This window comes from Pseudothauera hydrothermalis (genome assembly GCF_003345255.1).
Classification (GTDB): Bacteria; Pseudomonadota; Gammaproteobacteria; order Burkholderiales; family Rhodocyclaceae; genus Pseudothauera; species Pseudothauera hydrothermalis.
The window spans coordinates 2,169,702-2,189,865 of record NZ_CP029331.1 but is presented as its reverse complement, the minus strand read 5'-3'; the positions used below and the strand labels follow the sequence as shown (position 1 = coordinate 2,189,865).

The following is a 20,164-nucleotide window of genomic DNA, read 5'->3' as shown; positions in this document are numbered from 1 at the left end:
TGCGGCGTCGCCGGTTTGAGCCCGTCTGTGCTGCACATGTAGGCAGACAGGCTAAGTCGCGGCCAAAGGACTAGGCTGCGGCCGAAGACGGCGGTAGGTCACGAAGTCGAAATCGAATTCGTTGCTTGCATCTGCGTAATGCGCTTCGCGCGCCACTTCTTCGAAGCAATTGCGGTCGTAGTCCGGAAAACGTGTGTCTCCGTCAACGTCCGCCCAGACTTCAGTGAGCATGATCGTGTCAGCATGCCCGATCATTTGGCGGTAGAGTTCGGCGCCGCCAATCACAAACAGTTTTTCAGCACCGTATACTGCTGCCAGTGCTTGCTCTGGGCTGGTGAAGTTTTCTGCACCCGCGGCACGCCAGTCTGGATTGCGGGTCACCACCAGGTTGCGCCGCCCAGGCAGCGGGCGTCCGAGTGACTCCCAGGTTTTCCGACCCATCAAAACCGGATGCCCGAGGGTGACGGCCTTGAAATGGGCGAGGTCGGCTTTGAGCCGCCAAGGTAGTGCGTTTTCGCGCCCGATGACACCATTGCGTGCGACCGCTGCAATCAGGATCACCTCTGGTCGCCGGCTCATACCGCCACCTCAGCCTTGATGTGTGGGTGAGGGTCGTAGCCTTCGAGGGTAAAATCTTCATAACGAAAAGCAAAGATATCTTTGATCGCCGGGTTGAGCCGCATCGTTGGCAGTGCTCGCGGCTGGCGCGTCAGTTGCAGGCGGGCTTGCTCAATATGATTCAAATACAAATGGCAGTCGCCACCGGTCCACACAAAGTCGCCGACGTCGTAATCGCATACCTGCGCCATCATCATCGTTAGTAGTGCATAGGAAGCAATATTGAACGGCACGCCCAGAAAGATGTCGGCGCTACGCTGATAGAGCTGGCAAGACAGGCGGCCGTCTGCCACGTAGAACTGGAACAGCGCATGGCAAGGCGGCAAAGCCATGTCGTTCACGTCTCCGGGATTCCAGGCCGAAACCACGTGACGGCGGGAATCAGGGTTGCGCCGCAGGCTCTCTACCACTTGCGCGATTTGGTCGATCACGCGTCCGTCGGCCGCCTCCCAATGACGCCACTGCTTGCCATAGACCGGACCGAGGTCGCCGTTTGAGTCTGCCCATTCGTCCCAGATCGATACCCCGTTTTCCTTGAGATAACGGATGTTCGTGTCGCCTTTCAGAAACCACAGTAGCTCATGGATGATCGAGCGGGTATGCAATTTTTTGGTCGTCAGCAATGGGAAACCATCGGCCAAGTTGAAGCGCATCTGCCAGCCGAACACCGATAGCGTACCGGTACCGGTGCGGTCGGTTTTGCGGTGGCCGTGTTCAAGCACATGCTGCATGAGTTCGAGATATTGGCGCATGAATGATGTCCCCTGCGGTCGAAACGCCGATTCTAGCCCGGACCGCCTGTGCTAAGCTGCCAATTTGACAGCGTGACAATTCCTGCCTTGTCAGCAGAACTGGCTGGCGCCTGTTGTACACGGTGTCGTTGCGCCAACTTTGTGGCAAGGAGGAGGGCATGCTGTCATCCGGACTCGATGCAGTGAGTAATCTCGAAGAGTCGCGGTCGACGCCGCGAGCCTTGGGTGTCGTGCCAAGCGCACGGGATGCGATGGCAGGACTCAAGGCGACCATTACCGCGCTGGATGGGTTGCGCACGCCCGACCGGCTACCCCTGGCCGCTCGGTTGGCGCTGATTGCCCAACTCGAAACCGACGCGCGCGTGGCGGTCGCGGCGGCCATTACCGACGCCGCACGCTTGCCTGTGCACGGCGTGACACTTTGGCGCAGCTTCGCCGAGCAGGCTTGTCATGTGTTCGGTATCTTGCTGGAGTTATACGGCGATCTGAGTGATCGGGTCGATTTGCCTGAAGATCTGCGCACTGAAGTCGATGTCAGGCTAGCGGGCGCGGCAGCTCAGCGTCTTCGATGGGAACTACAGTCGTGCGTCCCGGAGCATCGTCAGCTATGGCGTAGAATCGGTGACATCTGGCTTCGTACGCATGGCTCCGGCCCCGCCGCCCGCGAGTGTCTGCGCGCCCTAGCATACTACAGCGCCGGATTTGACCAAGTGCCGCCCGCAGCGGTCTCCGCAATCGACAGTCTGATCGGACTCGCCATACCCTTCCTTACGCTCGCGTCGGGCGCAACGGCGGCGGGCCGATATCTATTCGATCCTGCCGCTGGCAAACCGCCCAGGCGCCTGGTGCGCGTCGAGCAACCGGAAAACGGAGCGCTCACTTTTGTGGCGGCAGACGCTTGCGTGATCCTTTCGGGTTTCTCGAGTCAGGTCGCGGACGGTGTAGTGCCGCCCGGCCTGGCAGGCGCCGCCGATGTCGCCCAGCTTGTGGTGGCGCTCCAAATACTGTTGCGTCTATGGTCCGATTCACCGCCGGTGAGGCGATATCGTCGTCATCAGCTGGGTGGAGCGCTAAAAGTCGTGCGCGGCTTCGGTCGTGTCCGTGCGCTATTGGCTGGCAACCTGCAGGACGACAACAGCCTGTGGCAGCTGCAGAACGCCAGCCGCTGCGGCTTGGCTGCACTGGTACCGCCGGCCGAGCGCGAGCAGATCTACCTGGGTGACCTGGTCGGTCTTCAGTCAAGCGAAACCCATGAAGAAGTGTGGCATCTTGGTATCGTCCGGCGCATGCGCGCAACCGAAAATGGCTTGTTGGTCGGCGTCGAAACCATCTCCCAGCGGCCAATCTTTGTCTCGGCCGATGATGGTCGGGCTGCCCACGACGTGCTGCTTTGCGACCCGTTACTCAAGGGTGAAGCCGCGCGCATCCTAGCCGAACCAGGAAAACTTCCTGCAGCCGGCGCGCTATTCATCAGCCACCACGGTACCGTTCATAAGCTGAAGCCGCTCGATGCCAGTGCGTCAGGTTATGACTTCGAACTCAGAGTCTATCAAGTCATGTGATGTAAATTCCCGTGGCCAGGCTGACGTGGGGCAGATCAGATAGCACAACCGTTGGACACATCTGCGTTTGGGGAAAATGCCCGTGCGAGACGCCGCTATTGCAGTACTACCGCTATCACCTTCTGTGCATAAGCTCATAAACCTTTGGCACTCCTGTGACCTGGGAGAGAGGCCATGCGAGTACAGCACATCGGATACGGCGCTCGGGGGTTTTACCGGATAGCCGGTTTGGGGCGTCGTTGGGACATGACGCCCCAAGATGCCCAACGAAGACTGCAAATCCTGCATTTTCTCGACGAACACGGACTTGAAGCCACCCTCGATGCCTTTGGCGTGTCGAGCCGCACGCTCTACCGCTGGAAGGCGACCCTCAAGGCCCAAGGCGGAAACCCTGCGGCGCTGGCGGCCCAGTCTAGCGCTCCCAAGCAGCGCAGAACGCCCCAAACCGATGCGCGCCTGGTGGCCGAGAACCGGCGGCTGCGCACCCTCTACCCCAAGCTGGGCAAAGCCAAGCTCGACGTGCTGCTTGCCCCGTGGTGCGTCCAGCACGGCATCACGCTTGCCAGCGTCTCCACCCTCGGCCGCATCATTGCCCGTGCGCCCGACAAGATGCGCCAGACACTGGCGCGCCTGAACAGCCTTGGCCAACGCAAACCCTTACGACGCAACCCATGCCCGACACACCGCCCGCGCCCTGCAGTGGGGCCTGACTGTGCTGCCCCAACCCCCAAGACGCTGCTATCCGATAACGGCGGCGAGTTCGAGGGCGACTTCGATCGCCTCCTCAAGCTGCACCGCATCCAGCGCTGGCACGCCTACCCCAAGACGCCCAAAATGAACGCCCACGCCGAGCGACCTCACCACGCCCTCGGTCAAAAATCTCCGCTATCCTTCCTCATCCAACATCAACCCGAGTGTCAAAGGTACTGGACGCATACACCCTGTTGACATCGTTTTTTTGCCTTTTATAATGCGCGGCTCTTTCGCGCTGAGCGCTGGATTGGCGGTCGGTGCGGGGGGGGGTGAAGCGGCTCTTTCGGCGATAGATGAATGAAGAGGTTGCCGGAAGGGGTTGACGAAGTAAGTGGTTTGCTTCACAATCTCGCTTCTTCGCTGCTTTTGCAGCGGTTCTTTAAAAATTTGAACAACCGATAAGTGTGGGTGCTTGGGTTGTTGCGATGACTTTCTAGCTTTTTGCTGGGAAGGGTTTCATCGAGATTCAAGTGCTCGCGAAGTCAGTGATGATTTTGAGTGCTTTGTTGGATTGAACTTAAGAGTTTGATCCTGGCTCAGATTGAACGCTGGCGGCATGCTTTACACATGCAAGTCGAACGGCAGCGGGGGCTTCGGCCTGCCGGCGAGTGGCGAACGGGTGAGTAATGCATCGGAACGTACCCAGTGGTGGGGGATAGCTCGGCGAAAGCCGGATTAATACCGCATACGCCCTGAGGGGGAAAGTGGGGGATCTTCGGACCTCACGCCATTGGAGCGGCCGATGTCGGATTAGCTAGTTGGTGAGGTAAAGGCTCACCAAGGCGACGATCCGTAGCTGGTCTGAGAGGATGATCAGCCACACTGGGACTGAGACACGGCCCAGACTCCTACGGGAGGCAGCAGTGGGGAATTTTGGACAATGGGCGCAAGCCTGATCCAGCCATGCCGCGTGAGTGAAGAAGGCCTTCGGGTTGTAAAGCTCTTTCAGTCGGGAAGAAAAGGCGGGCTCTAACATAGCCTGTTGCTGACGGTACCGACAGAAGAAGCACCGGCTAACTACGTGCCAGCAGCCGCGGTAATACGTAGGGTGCGAGCGTTAATCGGAATTACTGGGCGTAAAGCGTGCGCAGGCGGTTTGCTAAGACAGGTGTGAAATCCCCGGGCTTAACCTGGGAACTGCGCTTGTGACTGGCAGGCTAGAGTACGGCAGAGGGGGGTGGAATTCCACGTGTAGCAGTGAAATGCGTAGAGATGTGGAGGAACACCGATGGCGAAGGCAGCCCCCTGGGCCTGTACTGACGCTCATGCACGAAAGCGTGGGGAGCAAACAGGATTAGATACCCTGGTAGTCCACGCCCTAAACGATGTCAACTAGTCGTTCGGAGCGGTAACGCACTGAGTGACGCAGCTAACGCGTGAAGTTGACCGCCTGGGGAGTACGGCCGCAAGGTTAAAACTCAAAGGAATTGACGGGGACCCGCACAAGCGGTGGATGATGTGGATTAATTCGATGCAACGCGAAAAACCTTACCTACCCTTGACATGCCAGGAATCTTGGTGAGAGCCGAGAGTGCCTTCGGGAGCCTGGACACAGGTGCTGCATGGCTGTCGTCAGCTCGTGTCGTGAGATGTTGGGTTAAGTCCCGCAACGAGCGCAACCCTTGCCACTAATTGCCATCATTGAGTTGGGCACTTTAGTGGGACTGCCGGTGACAAACCGGAGGAAGGTGGGGATGACGTCAAGTCCTCATGGCCCTTATGGGTAGGGCTTCACACGTCATACAATGGTCGGTACAAAGGGTTGCCAAGCCGCGAGGCGGAGCCAATCCCAGAAAGCCGATCGTAGTCCGGATCGCAGTCTGCAACTCGACTGCGTGAAGTCGGAATCGCTAGTAATCGCGGATCAGCATGTCGCGGTGAATACGTTCCCGGGTCTTGTACACACCGCCCGTCACACCATGGGAGTGGGTTTCACCAGAAGTAGGTAGCTTAACCTTCGGGAGGGCGCTTACCACGGTGAGATTCATGACTGGGGTGAAGTCGTAACAAGGTAGCCGTATCGGAAGGTGCGGCTGGATCACCTCCTTTCAAGAGAACGACATCGCATCGCTCAAGTATCCACAGCTTATCGGTTGTTCAAAGGCATGAGCCTCGCAACACACGAGAGAAATCTGCGGGTCTGTAGCTCAGCTGGTTAGAGCACCGTCTTGATAAGGCGGGGGTCGTTGGTTCGAACCCAACCAGACCCACCAAAGCTTGCCGGCAAGACAAGGGGCTGTAGCTCAGCTGGGAGAGCATCGGCTTTGCAAGCCGAGGGTCGTCGGTTCGATCCCGACCAGCTCCACCAGTCGATCAGGCAGTTCTGCGGTCAATCGGCGTGTGTCGATCACCTGAGTGAGGCGTGAAGCGTTGTTCGCCCGAAGCGATTTTGGTTGGAGAAGGCTTCACTCCTTACGAAGCATTCATTCGTAGAGGTTCGCTCTTTAACAAAGTGGATAAGTAGTAGTGCGTGCGCCCGGCTGGGTATGTCAGTGGCCGGGTGCATGGGTTGTGATTGCATAACCAACAGTCGAGCGCGCGTGTGCGAACCAGCGGCGCGGCTCGGCGCACAAACGAGTTCTGAGCCTAGCGCCAGAAGAGCCTTCGACAAAGGCTCCAAGGTTATAGGATCAAGCGACTAAGTGCATGGGGTGGATGCCTTGGCGATCACAGGCGATGAAGGACGTGCAAGCCTGCGAAAAGCGTGGGGGAGCTGGCAATGAAGCTTTGATCCCGCGATGTCCGAATGGGGAAACCCACTCCGCAAGGAGTATCCCTGGCTGAATCCATAGGCCAGCGGAAGCGAACCGAGTGAACTGAAACATCTAAGTAGCTCGAGGAAAAGAAATCAACCGAGATTCCGTCAGTAGTGGCGAGCGAACGCGGAAGAGCCTGCACGACTAAACCATCGGCTTAGCAAAACGGTCTGGAAAGTCCGGCAATATAGGGTGATAGCCCCGTATGCGAAAAGCCGTTGGCGGGTCTGAGCGTGCGACAAGTAGGGCGGGACACGTGAAATCCTGTCTGAAGATGGGGGGACCATCCTCCAAGGCTAAATACTCGTGATCGACCGATAGTGAACCAGTACCGTGAGGGAAAGGCGAAAAGAACCCCGGGAGGGGAGTGAAATAGAACCTGAAACCGCATGCATACAAACAGTGGGAGCCCCTGCACAAAGCATCTTCGGGTTCTTTCGACGAGGCCGCAGGCCGAGTCAAAAGAACACAAGTGAAATAGATTTGTGCAGGCAAAGAACCCGTAGGGTTCTTTGTGCAGGGGTGACTGCGTACCTTTTGTATAATGGGTCAGCGACTTACGTTATGTGGCGAGCTTAACCGAATAGGGGAGGCGTAGGGAAACCGAGTCTGATAAGGGCGAATGAGTCGCATGGCGTAGACCCGAAACCGGATGATCTATCCATGGCCAGGATGAAGGTGCCGTAACAGGTACTGGAGGTCCGAACCCACTAACGTTGAAAAGTTAGGGGATGAGCTGTGGATAGGGGTGAAAGGCTAAACAAATCCGGAAATAGCTGGTTCTCCCCGAAAACTATTTAGGTAGTGCGTCGTACGGACACTTGCGGGGGTAGAGCACTGTAATCGTTGGGGGGGTCATTGCGATCTACCCCGCGATAGCAAACTCCGAATACCGCAAAGTGATATACGGCAGACAGACAATGGGTGCTAACGTCCGTTGTCGAGAGGGAAACAACCCAGACCGCCAGCTAAGGTCCCCAATGCATGGCTAAGTGGCAAACGAGGTGGGAAGGCCCAGACAGCTAGGAGGTTGGCTTAGAAGCAGCCACCCTTTAAAGAAAGCGTAATAGCTCACTAGTCGAGTCGTCCTGCGCGGAAGATGTAACGGGGCTCAAGCCATGAACCGAAGCTGCGGATGTGTCCTTGACACATGGTAGGGGAGCGTTCCGTAAGCCTGCGAAGGTGTCTCGTAAGGGATGCTGGAGGTATCGGAAGTGCGAATGCTGACATGAGTAGCGATAAAGGGAGTGAAAAGCTCCCTCGCCGAAAGCCCAAGGTTTCCTGCGCAACGTTCATCGGCGCAGGGTGAGTCGGCCCCTAAGGCGAGGCAGAAATGCGTAGTCGATGGGAAACAGGTCAATATTCCTGTACCGGTTCTAGATGCGATGGGGGGACGGAGAAGGTTAGGCCAGCCGGGTGTTGGACGTCCCGGTTTAAGCGTGTAGGCGTGCCCCGTAGGCAAATCCGCGGGGCTGAGCTGAGGCGTGATGACGAGTCTCCTTGTGAGACGAAGTGGTCGATACCCTGCTTCCAGGAAAAGCCTCTAAGCTTCAGTCTAGAGTCGACCGTACCGCAAACCGACACAGGTGGGCAGGTTGAAAATACCAAGGCGCTTGAGAGAACTCAGGAGAAGGAACTCGGCAAATTGATACCGTAACTTCGGGAGAAGGTATGCCCCATTAGCTTGTAGGAGTACATCCGAAGGGCGAAGGGGCCGCAGAGAATCGGTGGCTGCGACTGTTTATTAAAAACACAGCACTCTGCAAAATCGAAAGATGACGTATAGGGTGTGACGCCTGCCCGGTGCCGGAAGGTTAAGTGATGGGGTGATAAGCTCTTGATCGAAGCCCCGGTAAACGGCGGCCGTAACTATAACGGTCCTAAGGTAGCGAAATTCCTTGTCGGGTAAGTTCCGACCTGCACGAATGGCGTAACGATGGCCACACTGTCTCCTCCTGAGACTCAGCGAAGTTGAAATGTTTGTGAAGATGCAATCTCCCCGCGGCAAGACGGAAAGACCCCATGAACCTTTACTGTAGCTTTGCATTGGACTTTGACGGGACTTGTGTAGGATAGGTGGGAGGCTATGAAGCGGGAACGCCAGTTCTCGTGGAGCCGTCCTTGAAATACCACCCTGGTGTCGTTGAGGTTCTAACCCAGGCCCGTGAATCCGGGTCGGGGACCGTGCATGGCAGGCAGTTTGACTGGGGCGGTCTCCTCCCAAAAGGTAACGGAGGAGTACGAAGGTCGCCTAGGTACGGTCGGACATCGTACTGATAGTGCAATGGCAAAAGGCGGCTTGACTGCGAGACCGACAAGTCGAGCAGGTGCGAAAGCAGGTCATAGTGATCCGGTGGTTCTGTATGGAAGGGCCATCGCTCAACGGATAAAAGGTACTCTGGGGATAACAGGCTGATTCCGCCCAAGAGTTCACATCGACGGCGGAGTTTGGCACCTCGATGTCGGCTCATCACATCCTGGGGCTGTAGCCGGTCCCAAGGGTATGGCTGTTCGCCATTTAAAGTGGTACGTGAGCTGGGTTTAAAACGTCGTGAGACAGTTTGGTCCCTATCTGCCGTGGGCGCTGGAAGTTTGAGAGGACCTGCTCCTAGTACGAGAGGACCGGAGTGGACGCACCGCTGGTGTACCGGTTGTGACGCCAGTCGCATCGCCGGGTAGCTATGTGCGGAAGAGATAACCGCTGAAAGCATCTAAGCGGGAAACTCGCCTCAAGATGAGACTTCCCCGGGGCTACAAGCCCCCTAAAGGGTCGTTGAAGACCACAACGTTGATAGGTCGGGTGTGTAAGCGTGGCAACACGTTCAGCTAACCGATACTAATTGCCCGTGAGGCTTGATCCTATAACCTTGTAAAACAACGCACAGAACTCAAAACACAATCACCTCCCAAACACACTGCTACCATCCACTTTGTTACCCCGTCACAGTCTGACGACCATAGCTTCTCGGCACCACCCCTTCCCATCCCGAACAGGACCGTGAAACGAGAACGCGCCAATGATAGTGAGGAACACCCTCGCGAAAGTAGGTCATCGTCAGACTAACCCACAAACAAACGCCGCTCGATCTCAACAATCCAGCGGCGTTTGACCGTCTACATCACCTCACAATCACCACCCAAACACTCCCACACAAAACAACAAAAACACACCAATCGGGACGAAGGGGCGCGTTGCGCACGACACGCTTCATCTGTATCGGGTATGCTCGGTCTGCGCCTGCGTTATTTGGGCGTGCCGTTGCAGTGCGCGACGGTTTGGTACAACGATATTGGGGAAATGCATGATGAGTGTTGCACGTGAGTTTGGCGAGCTATACGGCTATGATTTCGAAGACTTGCGGATAGGCATGAGCGCGGAATACGGACGTACGGTGACTGAGGCCGATATTCTGATGTTTGCCGGTGTTTCGGGCGATACCAATCCGGTGCATTTGGACCAGGAGTTTGCGGCGTCCACCATGTTTGGCGGCAGGATTGCACACGGCATGCTTTCGGCTGCATTTATTTCCACCGTGTTCGGCACTAAGTTGCCCGGCGCCGGGTGCATTTATCTGTCGCAGTCGCTCAAGTTTAAAGCGCCGGTCAAGATCGGGGACACAGTTGTTGCGCGCGTTACGGTAAAAGAGTTGAACGCCGAAAAGCGACGCGCGCTGTTCGATACCGTGTGCACGGTTGGAGGTAAAGTGGTTTTGGACGGTCAAGCCGAGATTTTCATTCCACCGAGGGGTTGAAGCGAGCGCGCTAGGAAAAGGGTAGGCATCGATCGCGCCTACCCTTTTTGGATTTTTAAAAGCCTTTTAGATCAGCAGTGCTGACGCTTGTCGCGTTCGATCAGCGCATAGGCCGAGTGGTTGTGGATGGATTCAAAGTTTTCGGATTCGACAATATAGGCATCGATTCGCGGCTCGGCGCTGAGTAAACCAGCAACATCGCGCACCATATCTTCGACGAACTTAGGGTTGTCATAAGCGCGTTCAGTGACGAATTTTTCGTCAGGGCGCTTGAGTAAGCCATATAGCTCGCAGGACGCCTGGCTCTCAACCAGTTGCACCAATTCCTCGATCCACAGATGAGCGTTCGTGGTGGCGGTAACGGTTACGTGGGAGCGCTGATTGTGCGCGCCATAGTCCGAGATTTTCTTTGAACACGGACACAGGCTGGTCACCGGTACCACCACACGCATCGTGAATTCGTACTGACCGCCTTCGCGAATTTCGCCGGTAAACGTGACTTCGTAATCCATCAGGCTTTGTACGCCGGACACCGGGGCGGATTTGTTGATGAAGTAGGGGAAGGTCATCTCGATATGACCGGTCTCGGCTTCCAGGCGTTTGACCATCTCGCGCAGCATCGGCTCGAAGGACTCGACCGAGATTTCGCGCTCGTTGCCGTTGAGGATTTCGACGAAGCGAGACATATGGGTGCCCTTGAAGTTGTGCGGCAGACCTACATACATATTGAACAGGGCGACGGTGTGTTGTACGCCACCGTTTTTGTCGCTGACACGCACCGGATGGCGGATGGATTTGATGCCAACTTTGTTGATCGCGATCCGGCGGGTGTCGGCGCTGTTTTGAACATCGGGAATGGCGTGCGCCTCGACGGGTTTCATAAGCTGTTCTCTGCAAAATACGGGCGGGAAGCTGGGGAATCCTAGCATTCCCGACAAAAACGCTCAACTATTGAGCGGATAGACGCGTCCAATTGCGGCAAGCACGCCGTCGACATCCAAGCCGATCGAACGCAACAATTGGGCCTGATCGCCATGATCGATGAACTGGTCCGGCAGGCCCAACCGTAGCAGGCGCGGACGTTGGGCGAGAGTGTCGAGCACTCGAGACACCTCGCTGCCTACCCCGCCGATTACGGCGTTCTCCTCCAGTGTGACCAACAATTCATGCGAGGCCGCCAGTTCGGCAATCAAGCCCACGTCCAGCGGTTTGACGAAGCGCATGTTTGCGCAGGTTGCGTCCAATCGTTGTGCAACCAGTTCCGCTACGGTGACCATACTGCCGAAGGCAAGCAGCGCGATGCGGTGTCCGCGCCGACGGATGTCGCCTTTGCCGATGGGTAGAGCGGTCATCGTTTTGTTGGGAGGGATACCTGGTCCGCTACCGCGCGGATAGCGCACTGCGGTCGGTCCGTCATGACAGATTGCGGTGTAGAGCATTTGCCGGCATTCGTTTTCGTCGGCCGGCGTCATGATCACCATGTTCGGGATACAGCCCAGATACGACAGGTCGAATGCGCCGTGGTGGGTGGCGCCGTCGGCGCCGACCAGGCCGCCGCGGTCAATGGCCAGTACCACCGGAAGGTTTTGCAGTGCGATGTCATGCACCAGTTGGTCATACGCGCGCTGCAAAAAGGTGGAATAGATGGCGACGACCGGCTTGTAACCTTCACAGGCCAGTCCGGCAGCGAAGGTGAGCGCGTGCTGCTCAGCGATGCCGACGTCGTAGTAGCGATCCGGAAACTCCTGGGCGAAGCGCACCAGACCGGAGCCTTCCCGCATCGCCGGGGTGATGCCAATGACACGGGAGTCGACGGCGGCGATGTCGCACAACCAGTCACCGAACACTTGGGTGTAGGTTAGTTTGCTGGCCGACTTGTCACACTGGATCCCTGCTGTGTGGTCGAACTGGGAAACGCCGTGATAGAGGACTGGGTCGGCTTCGGCGAGTTTGTAGCCGTGCCCCTTGCGCGTGATGACATGAAGAAACTGCGGTCCCTTCAGGCGGCGCAGGTTTTGCAGCGTGGGGATCAGCGCGTCGAGATCGTGGCCGTCGATTGGCCCGTAGTAGTGAAAGCCGAATTCCTCGAACAGGGTGCCGGGCGTGATCAGCCCTTTGACGTGCTCTTCGACTCGGCGCGCAAAATCGAGCATTGGTGGTGCCACGCCGAGTACTTTTTCGCCGGCGCGACGGGCAGCGTTGAATGTGGAACCGGACATCAGCCTAGCGAGGATCTTGGTGAGCGCGCCGACAGGGGGGGAGATGGACATCTCGTTGTCGTTGAGAATCACCAGTAAGTTCACGTCGCTCATGTCGCCGGCGTTGTTGAGCGCTTCAAAGGCCATGCCGGCGCTCATTGCACCGTCACCGATCACGGCGATTGCGCGTCGGTCTGCGCCCAGGTTGCGGGCTGCTACGGCCATGCCGAGCGCAGCGGAAATCGAAGTCGATGAGTGGGCAGTGCCAAAGGTGTCGTATTCGCTTTCGCAACGTCGTGGAAAACCGGAAATTCCGCCCCATCGCCGCAGACTGGCCATGGCCTCGCGGCGGCCGGTGAGGACTTTGTGTCCGTACGTCTGATGACCCACATCCCATACGATACGATCTTCCGGCGTTTGGAAGACGTAGTGCAGCGCGATGGTGAGCTCGACGGTGCCCAGATTGGACGACAGATGCCCGCCCGTCTTGGACACTGATTCGATCAAGAAGGCACGCAGCTCGTCGGCAAGCGGGCGCAGCTCGCGGCGGTCCAAAGCGCGTAAGTCGGCGGGGCTGCCGATGCGTTCCAGGAGCGGGTAGGCAGACATGTGGGGGTGGATGCGTTGGTTTTAGAACGACCGTTGGACGATGAATCCGGCAAGCGCTTGCAGGAATGCGCCGCGCTCACCCAACGGTAGCAGGGTGGACTGAGCGTCGGCGAAAAGTTCCTCGGCGTAAGCCCGGGCGTCACTCAAGCCGAGCAGGCTTGCGTAGGTGGGTTTGCCCTGTTCGGCATCTTTGCCGGCGGTCTTACCCAAAGTGGCGGTGTCGGCTTGTGCGTCGAGGATGTCGTCTACCACCTGGAACAGCAGGCCAATCCGCTTGCTGTAGTGATCCAGGCGTTCATGATCGGCGTCGGCGAGCGGCCGACCCGCCCGCGCGCCAAGCAGCACGGAGGCGCGAATCAGCGCGCCGGTCTTACGAATGTGCATGAACTCCAGTTCGGCGCGATCGAGCGCGCAGCCGACCGCCGCCAAGTCGATGGCTTGTCCCCCTGCCATGCCATGCGAGCCGGTTGCCGCAGCAAGGAGGGCAATCATGTCGAGCTGTGCGGAGGGCGATTCGGCAATCTGCGCCTCGGCCATCAGTTCAAACGCACGCGTTTGCAGGGCGTCACCGACCAACAGCGCGGTGGCCTGATCGTATTCGACATGAACGGTGGGCTTGCCACGGCGCAAAACGTCATCATCCATGCAAGGCATGTCGTCATGCACCAAGGAATAGACATGGATCATTTCGATTGCAGAGGCGATACGGTCGAGCCGGTCGACGGGTGCGTCGGCCAGTCGGCCTGCCGCATGCACGAGTAAGGGGCGAACCCTTTTCCCTCCGCCCAGTACTGCGTAGCGCATGGCTTCATGCAGGCGGGTCGGGGCCTGGGATGCGGGCGGCAGGAAGCTGTCTAGTGCCGCTTCGGTGCGTTGCTGTACCGAAGCCATCCAGCGCGAAAAGTCGTCTCGGATGCTCATGAGCTGCTTTCGCCGACCGAAGGCAAGGGTTGTAAGGTGTCCGCCTCCAGGATGCGGATGCGCTCTTGCGCGCGGGAAAGCGTTTTTTGACAGAATTTCAGTAAGCCAACACCTCTTTGATAACGCTCCAGGGCGTGTTCCAAAGAAAGCTCCCCGCTTTCCATTTCGCGCACAATGCGCTCGAGTTCGGAGATGGCGGATTCGAAATTCTCAGGGGCGGATGCGGTCCGAGCCATGGTACCGTCCTGTTAAAAAAGAGAAAATAACCGATCGCACTCTTGGCGGTCAAACGACTTTTGGCTTAAACTACCCCGTTTATTTTCCGGATTTCTGGCTCAGAAGAGGAGGTTCGGGGATGTCCGACATTGCTTCCAAGGCTCGACTCGCGCCGGCTGTTTCGCAACTTCCGGTTTCGTGGTACTTCGACGAAAAGATCTTCGAACTGGAGAAAAAGCTCCTCTTCGATGCCGGTCCGGGGTACGTCGGCCATGAGCTGATGGTACCGGAAGTCGGCAGCTACCGTTCGCTCGAGTGGCTGGATCATTCGAAGTTGCTGTTGCGTACCAGCTCGGGTGTGCATCAGTTGTCCAACATCTGCCGTCATCGGCAGGCGATCATGCTGCAGGGCGTAGGCAAAACTGACAACATCGTCTGCCCCATCCACCGTTGGACCTATGACCAGCAAGGCACTTTGCTGGGTGCGCCGCATTTTTCGCAAAATCCATGCCTGAATCTCAAGCGCGATGAGCTGGAGAGCTGGAACGGGCTGCTGTTCAAGGGGCCGCGTTCGGCCAATGCGGATCTTGCAGGGATGCAAGTGGCGGGCGAGTTTGATTTTTCCGGCTACAAGCTCGATCGCGTCGAGCTTCACCAGTGCAACTACAACTGGAAGACCTTTATCGAGGTCTATCTGGAAGACTACCATGTAGTGCCCTATCACCCGGGGCTGGGTAACTTTGTCACCTGTGACGATCTCACCTGGCAGTTTGGCGAGTGGTATTCGGTGCAGCGGGTGGGCATTACATCGCTACGCAAGGCAGGTTCGCCGGTGTATGAGAAGTGGCACAAGGCCGTGCTCGATTACTACGGCGACAAGAAACCGGCACAGGGGGCGGTGTGGCTGACTTATTACCCCAATATCATGGTGGAATGGTATCCGCATGTGCTGGTCGTCAGTACCCTGATTCCGACCGATATCAACAAGACGACCAATGTGGTGGAGTTCTACTACCCGGAGGAGATCGTCGAGTTCGAGCGCGAGTTCGTCGAGGCCGAGCAGGCTGCCTATATGGAGACCGCCATCGAAGACGACGACATCGGTGAGCGCATGGACCGCGGGCGCTTGGCGCTGCTCAAGGAGGGGCGTAACGAGGTCGGGCCCTATCAATCACCGTTTGAAGACGGCATGCAGCATTTTCACGAGTTCTACCGCAGAATCATCGAGCCGCATCTCTGATACAGCGCTTCGCACAAGCAAAAAGGCCGGGCAACGTCCGGCCTTTTTGCTGTTTGCTGCCGTGACCTTCAGCCGCTTTGCTGTAGTTCTTTCGGCAACGGGAAAGTGACTTTTTCGGGGACGCCCTCGAGTTGGCGCACCGAGCCGGCTCCGAGTTGCTTGAGCCGCTCGATCACCGCCATGACCAGTACTTCCGGTGCCGAGGCGCCCGCAGTCACACCGATACGCCGCTTGCCGGCCAGCCAGGCGGGGTCGATGCCGTCGGCGTTGTCGACCAGGTAGGCCGGCACGCCACGCAGCTCGGCCACTTCGCGCAGGCGGTTGGAGTTGGAGCTGTTTTGAGAGCCCACCACGATGATCAGGTCGGCTTGCGGCACCATGATCTTGACTGCATCTTGGCGGTTCTGCGTGGCATAGCAGATGTCGTCTTTCTTCGGTCCAACGATGGCCGGAAAGCGCTCCCGTAGAGCGGCGACGATGGCCGCGGCATCATCCATCGACAGGGTGGTCTGGGTCACGTAGGCGAGCTGATTGGGGTTGGCGACCTGCAAGGTGGCGACGTCGGCAACGGACTCCACAAGATGAATGCCGTCGCCCACTTGCCCCATGGTGCCTTCTACCTCCGGGTGACCCTTGTGGCCGATCATGATGATTTCACGGCCGGCTTCGCGCATGCGGGCAACCTCGATGTGTACTTTGGTGACCAGCGGGCAGGTGGCGTCGAAGATGCGCAGGCCGCGGCGCTCGGCTTCGGCGCGCACCGCCAGCGACACGCCGTGGGCGCTGAAAATCACCGTACTGCCGGTGGGCACTTCGTCCAGTTCCTCCACGAATACCGCGCCCTTGGCACGCAAGTCGTCCACCACGAACTTGTTGTGCACCACTTCGTGGCGAACAAAGATCGGCGCGCCGAAGCGCGCCAGCGCGCGTTCGACGATGTCGATGGCGCGCTCTACGCCAGCGCAAAAACCGCGTGGGTTGGCAAGCAGCACTTCCTTGTCATTCATAATCTTTTGCTCTCTGTGGCTCTCTGTGGGGGCGCCGTTTACAGAATGCCGATGATTTCCACTTCAAAGCGAATGGGTTTGCCGGCCAGCGGATGGTTGAAATCGATCAGCGCGGACTGTGCGTCGATTTCGCGCACCAGTCCGGGATATCGTGAGCCGTCCGGGGCGGTGAATTCCATGATGCTCATCGGCTCGATGTCCTCATCCGGCATGTGTTCGCGGCGCACCCGCTCGACCAGGTCCGCGCGATATGGGCCAAAGGCTTGTTCCGCGGTCAACTCGAAGGTTTTGCGCTCGCCCACCTGTAAGCCGACGATCAGTGTCTCCAGCGACGGCAGCAGTTCGCCAGCTCCAAGCTGCAGCGTGGCCGGGGTGCCGCTGAAGGTATTGATCAGCGGCTGGCCATTTTCCAGCGCAATGCGGTAATGCAGGGTGACTAGGCTGGTGGCTTGGACGGTTTGGGTCACGCGTGGTTCTCCTTGGCGGGGTCGTTGGAGTGTGGTCGGAAGCTGGACCACAGCATCAGGGCCACACCGATGGTGATGGCCGAGTCGGCGAGGTTGAAAGCCGGCCAACTGAAACGGCCGACATAAAAGTGAAGAAAGTCCACCACCGCACCATGAATCAGGCGGTCGACCACATTGCCGACCGCGCCGCCGATGATCAGCACGAAAGCCGCCGGTAGCAGTCGTTCATACTGATGGCGGCACAACAGCACGGTCAGCCATGTACAGATTACCGCCGCCAGCGCGGTGAACAGCCAACGCTGCCAGCCGGACTGGGTGGCCAGTAGGCTGAAGGCTGCGCCCGGGTTATAGACCAGGACGATGTCGAAGAAAGGTGTGACCGGAATCGCTTCGCCGTAGCGCAGGCTGGCCAGCACGGCCTGCTTGGTGAGTTGATCAAGCAGCGCCACCGCCGCCGCCAGCGACAACCAGCCGGCCATGCGGGCCGAGAAAAGACGGGGCTCAGGCATGGCGACGTTGCTCGCCTGCGCCGAACAAATTGCCGATGCAACGCCCGCATAGCGTGGGATGCTCCGGGTGGGTGCCGACATCGGCGGCGTAATGCCAGCAACGTTCGCACTTGGTGTGCGGGCTGGGGGTGGCGACGATTTGCGGGGCGTCTTTTTCGGCGGCCTGCGCGAGGCTGACACGCGAGGTCATCATGACGAACTTGAGGTCATCGCCCAGTGAGGCCAGCGCTTGATAGGCGTCCTCGTGCACCCGCATATCGAGTTCTGCTTGCAGCGAAGCGCCCACTTTACCTTCGCTACGCAGCGCTTCGATGACCTTGAGCGCTTCGGCGCGAACGGCGCGGATGGTCTCCCAGCGCGCAATTAGGCCAGCTTCGCCGCCTTGTTCGGGCAGGGCGTGGAAGGTGTGCAGCATCACGCTGTCCTCTTCGTTACCGCCGTTCATCACCGCCCAGGCTTCCTCTGCGGTGAAAGAGAGCACTGGGGCCATCAGCCGCACCAAGGTTTGGGTGATGTGCCACAGCGCGGTTTGCGCCGAGCGGCGCGCAACCGAAGTGGCTTGAGTGGTGTATAAGCGATCTTTGAGAATGTCGAGATAGAAGCCGCCGAGATCCTCGGCGCAAAACACCTGCAGGGCCTGCACCACGCGGTGGAATTCAAACCTCTCATAGTCGGCCTCGCACTGATCGGCCAGCTTGCGGGTGAAGGCCAGCGCGTAGCGGTCGATGTCCAGCCATTGGTCGAGTGGCAAGGCATCCCGGTCGATATGGAAGTCGGCGGTGTTGGCGAGCAGAAAGCGTAAGGTATTGCGGATGCGGCGATAGACCTCGACCACTCGGTCGAGGATCTCCTTGCTGATCGACAGCTCGCCGGAATAATCGGTGGAAGCGACCCACAGACGCAGAATCTCGGCCCCCAGTTTGCTGGTGACTTCCTGAGGCACCACGACGTTGCCGAGCGACTTGCTCATTTTGCGTCCGGCGCCGTCCACCGCAAAGCCGTGGGTCAGCAGGGCTTTGTAGGGCGGATGACCGTCGATTGCACAGCCGGTGAGCAGCGAGGAGTGGAACCAGCCGCGGTGCTGGTCGGAGCCTTCCAGGTAGAGGTCGGCGCGTGGGCCTTCCGCATGGCCGTCCGGGTGCGAGCCGCGCAGTACATGCCAGTGGGTGGTGCCGGAGTCGAACCATACATCCAGCGTATCGGTGACTTTGTCGTACTGGGCGGCATCGGCCCCCAGCAGCTCGGCGGCATCGAGTTTGAACCACGCTTCGATGCCTTCCTGCTCGACCCGTTTGGCGACCTCTTCCATCAGTTCGACGGTGCGCGGGTGCAGCTCGCCGCTTTCCTTGTGCACAAAGAATGGAATCGGCACCCCCCAGTTGCGCTGTCGGGAGATGCACCAATCCGGGCGGTTTGCGATCATCGCGTGCAAACGGGCCTGACCCCAGGCGGGATAAAAACGCGTGGTTTCCACGCCGCGCAGTGCGCGTTCGCGCAGTGTGGAGCCGTCTGCAGCCCGCCTGTCCATGCCGACGAACCATTGTGCGGTGGCGCGGTAAATCAGTGGCGATTTATGGCGCCAGCAATGCATGTAGCTGTGAGTGATTTTTGCATCGGCGAGCAGACAGCCGACTTCGCGCAGTTTGGCGAGAATTGCCGGGGCAGCCTGCCAGATGTTCATGCCGCCGAAAAAGGGTAGATCGGCCGCAAAGTGACCGTCGTCGGTGACTGGGGTGAGGATCTCTGCCATCGACATACCGTTGGTCAGGCAGGACTGGAAGTCATCCAAACCATAGGCGGGTGCGCTATGCACGATGCCGGTACCGGCCTCCAGAGTGACATAATCACCCAGGAAAACCGGCGACATGCGCGCATAGAACGGGTGGCGGAACCGTACCCGATCCAGCGCCGCCCCCTTGACCGAGGCGACGATGCGCCCAGCCAGACCGTAGCGCTTCAGGCAGGCGCCCACCAAATCGTGGGCGAGCAGCAGATAGCGCTCACCGGAGTCGACCAGCGCGTAGTCGAATTCCGGGTGTACATTGAGCGCCTGGTTGGCGGGGATGGTCCACGGTGTGGTGGTCCAGATGACGGCCAGTACCGGACGGGCGAGGGTACCGATGCCGAAAATGTCGGCCAGGCGTTCGGGCTCGTCGCAGGGGAACCCCACATCGATGGCCGGCGACTGTTTGTCGGCGTACTCGACCTCGGCCTCGGCCAAGGCGGAGCGGCAATCGAAGCACCAGTTGACCGGTTTTAGACCCTTGAACACGTAACCGGCCTTGACCATCTCGGCCAGCGCGCGGATCTCCCCGGCCTCATTGGCAAAAGCCATGGTTTGGTAGGGCTGGTCCCAATCACCGAGTACCCCCAGGCGAATGAAATCGGCCTTTTGCCCCTCGATCTGTTCGGCGGCGTAGGCGCGACATAGCTCGCGCACCCGGTCGGCCGGCAGGTGCTTGCCATGCGTGACTTCAACCTTGTGTTCAATGGGCAGGCCGTGGCAGTCCCAGCCTGGCACATAGGGCGCGTCGAAGCCAGCCAGCGTGCGAGAGCGCACGATGATGTCTTTGAGAATCTTGTTCAGCGCGTGGCCGATGTGGATGCTGCCGTTGGCGTAAGGCGGGCCGTCGTGCAGGATGAATTTGGGGCGGCCGGCCGACACCTGGCGGATTTTTTGGTAGAGCTTTTTCTTCTGCCATTGGGCAATCCAGGCCGGCTCCCGTTTGGCGAGATCGCCGCGCATCGGGAAGGGCGTGTCGGGGAGATTCAGAGTTTTGCGATAGTCAGCCATGGCGGTTTTC

General features: G+C 58.7%; 14 protein-coding genes, 2 tRNA genes and 3 rRNA genes. 9 read left to right on the top strand and 10 right to left on the bottom strand.

Features of this window, described 5'->3' with window-relative positions; all coding sequences use genetic code 11:
• Window positions 1-51: 51 nt before the first annotated feature.
• Window positions 52-579, bottom strand: a complete 528-nt coding sequence (locus tag DIE29_RS10515) for a dihydrofolate reductase (RefSeq protein ID WP_114649850.1) — start codon at window positions 577-579, stop codon at window positions 52-54.
• Entirely contained in the window at window positions 576-1,370 is a 795-nt protein-coding gene (locus tag DIE29_RS10510; RefSeq protein WP_114649849.1) for a thymidylate synthase, read from the bottom strand. The genes DIE29_RS10515 and DIE29_RS10510 overlap by 4 nt, the downstream gene beginning before the upstream one ends.
• 326 nt (window positions 1,371-1,696) lie before the next feature.
• Between DIE29_RS10510 and DIE29_RS10505 the strand changes: the two genes are divergently transcribed.
• The 8 genes from DIE29_RS10505 to DIE29_RS10470 all read left to right on the top strand — a co-directional run bounded on the left by DIE29_RS10505 (window position 1,697) and on the right by DIE29_RS10470 (window position 10,193).
• Window positions 1,697-2,932, top strand: coding sequence for a hypothetical protein (locus DIE29_RS10505; RefSeq protein ID WP_162860619.1), 1,236 nt, complete (start codon window positions 1,697-1,699; stop codon window positions 2,930-2,932).
• Window positions 2,933-3,106: 174 nt separating this feature from the next.
• A complete protein-coding gene (locus DIE29_RS10500; RefSeq protein WP_108080420.1) occupies window positions 3,107-3,880 on the top strand; it encodes a helix-turn-helix domain-containing protein in 774 nt (257 codons plus the stop codon).
• Between the two features lie 318 nt (window positions 3,881-4,198).
• Window positions 4,199-5,734: ribosomal RNA gene (locus tag DIE29_RS10495) — 16S ribosomal RNA — on the top strand.
• A gap of 87 nt (window positions 5,735-5,821) precedes the next feature.
• A tRNA-Ile gene (locus DIE29_RS10490) sits at window positions 5,822-5,898 on the top strand.
• A gap of 19 nt (window positions 5,899-5,917) precedes the next feature.
• Window positions 5,918-5,993, top strand: a tRNA-Ala gene (locus DIE29_RS10485).
• Between the two features lie 320 nt (window positions 5,994-6,313).
• Window positions 6,314-9,302: ribosomal RNA gene (locus DIE29_RS10480) — 23S ribosomal RNA — on the top strand.
• An 86-nt stretch (window positions 9,303-9,388) separates the two neighbouring features.
• A 5S ribosomal RNA gene (gene rrf / locus DIE29_RS10475) occupies window positions 9,389-9,502 on the top strand.
• The 16S, 23S and 5S rRNA genes sit together here with 2 tRNA genes alongside, the layout of an rRNA operon.
• Window positions 9,503-9,743: 241 nt before the next feature.
• On the top strand, window positions 9,744-10,193 hold the full coding sequence (locus tag DIE29_RS10470; protein ID WP_108079742.1) for a MaoC family dehydratase: 450 nt from the start codon (window positions 9,744-9,746) through the stop codon (window positions 10,191-10,193).
• Window positions 10,194-10,264: 71 nt separating this feature from the next.
• Here DIE29_RS10470 and folE2 read toward each other — a convergent pair whose 3' ends face one another.
• The 4 genes from folE2 to DIE29_RS10450 form a co-directional block, all read right to left on the bottom strand.
• On the bottom strand, window positions 10,265-11,074 hold the full coding sequence (gene folE2, locus DIE29_RS10465; RefSeq protein ID WP_114649847.1) for a GTP cyclohydrolase FolE2: 810 nt from the start codon (window positions 11,072-11,074) through the stop codon (window positions 10,265-10,267).
• A 63-nt stretch (window positions 11,075-11,137) separates the two neighbouring features.
• Window positions 11,138-13,000 carry a 1-deoxy-D-xylulose-5-phosphate synthase gene (gene dxs / locus DIE29_RS10460; protein ID WP_114649846.1) on the bottom strand — a complete coding sequence of 621 codons (1,863 nt, stop codon included), beginning with the start codon at window positions 12,998-13,000 and terminating at the stop codon, window positions 11,138-11,140.
• A 21-nt stretch (window positions 13,001-13,021) separates the two neighbouring features.
• Window positions 13,022-13,921, bottom strand: coding sequence for a polyprenyl synthetase family protein (locus tag DIE29_RS10455; RefSeq protein ID WP_108079745.1), 900 nt, complete (start codon window positions 13,919-13,921; stop codon window positions 13,022-13,024).
• Window positions 13,918-14,157 carry an exodeoxyribonuclease VII small subunit gene (locus DIE29_RS10450; RefSeq protein ID WP_108079746.1) on the bottom strand — a complete coding sequence of 80 codons (240 nt, stop codon included), beginning with the start codon at window positions 14,155-14,157 and terminating at the stop codon, window positions 13,918-13,920. Before DIE29_RS10450 ends, DIE29_RS10455 begins: the two co-directional genes overlap by 4 nt.
• A gap of 119 nt (window positions 14,158-14,276) precedes the next feature.
• Between DIE29_RS10450 and DIE29_RS10445 the strand changes: the two genes are divergently transcribed.
• Window positions 14,277-15,377: an aromatic ring-hydroxylating oxygenase subunit alpha gene (locus DIE29_RS10445; protein WP_108079747.1), complete on the top strand. Its 1,101-nt coding sequence runs from the start codon at window positions 14,277-14,279 to the stop codon at window positions 15,375-15,377.
• A 68-nt stretch (window positions 15,378-15,445) separates the two neighbouring features.
• On the opposite strand, the gene ispH is transcribed toward DIE29_RS10445, so the two are convergent.
• From ispH to ileS, 4 genes are read right to left on the bottom strand one after another with little or no spacing between them, the layout of a single operon-like run.
• Complete coding sequence (gene ispH, locus DIE29_RS10440; protein ID WP_108079748.1) at window positions 15,446-16,384, bottom strand: 4-hydroxy-3-methylbut-2-enyl diphosphate reductase; 939 nt, start codon at window positions 16,382-16,384, stop codon at window positions 15,446-15,448.
• Window positions 16,385-16,422: 38 nt separating this feature from the next.
• Complete coding sequence (locus DIE29_RS10435) at window positions 16,423-16,851, bottom strand: FKBP-type peptidyl-prolyl cis-trans isomerase (RefSeq protein ID WP_114649845.1); 429 nt, start codon at window positions 16,849-16,851, stop codon at window positions 16,423-16,425.
• On the bottom strand, window positions 16,848-17,360 hold the full coding sequence (gene lspA / locus DIE29_RS10430; RefSeq protein ID WP_237269441.1) for a signal peptidase II: 513 nt from the start codon (window positions 17,358-17,360) through the stop codon (window positions 16,848-16,850). The genes DIE29_RS10435 and lspA overlap by 4 nt, the downstream gene beginning before the upstream one ends.
• Window positions 17,353-20,154 carry an isoleucine--tRNA ligase gene (ileS, locus tag DIE29_RS10425; RefSeq protein ID WP_114649844.1) on the bottom strand — a complete coding sequence of 934 codons (2,802 nt, stop codon included), beginning with the start codon at window positions 20,152-20,154 and terminating at the stop codon, window positions 17,353-17,355. The genes lspA and ileS overlap by 8 nt, the downstream gene beginning before the upstream one ends.
• Between the last annotated feature and the right edge of the window lie 10 nt (window positions 20,155-20,164).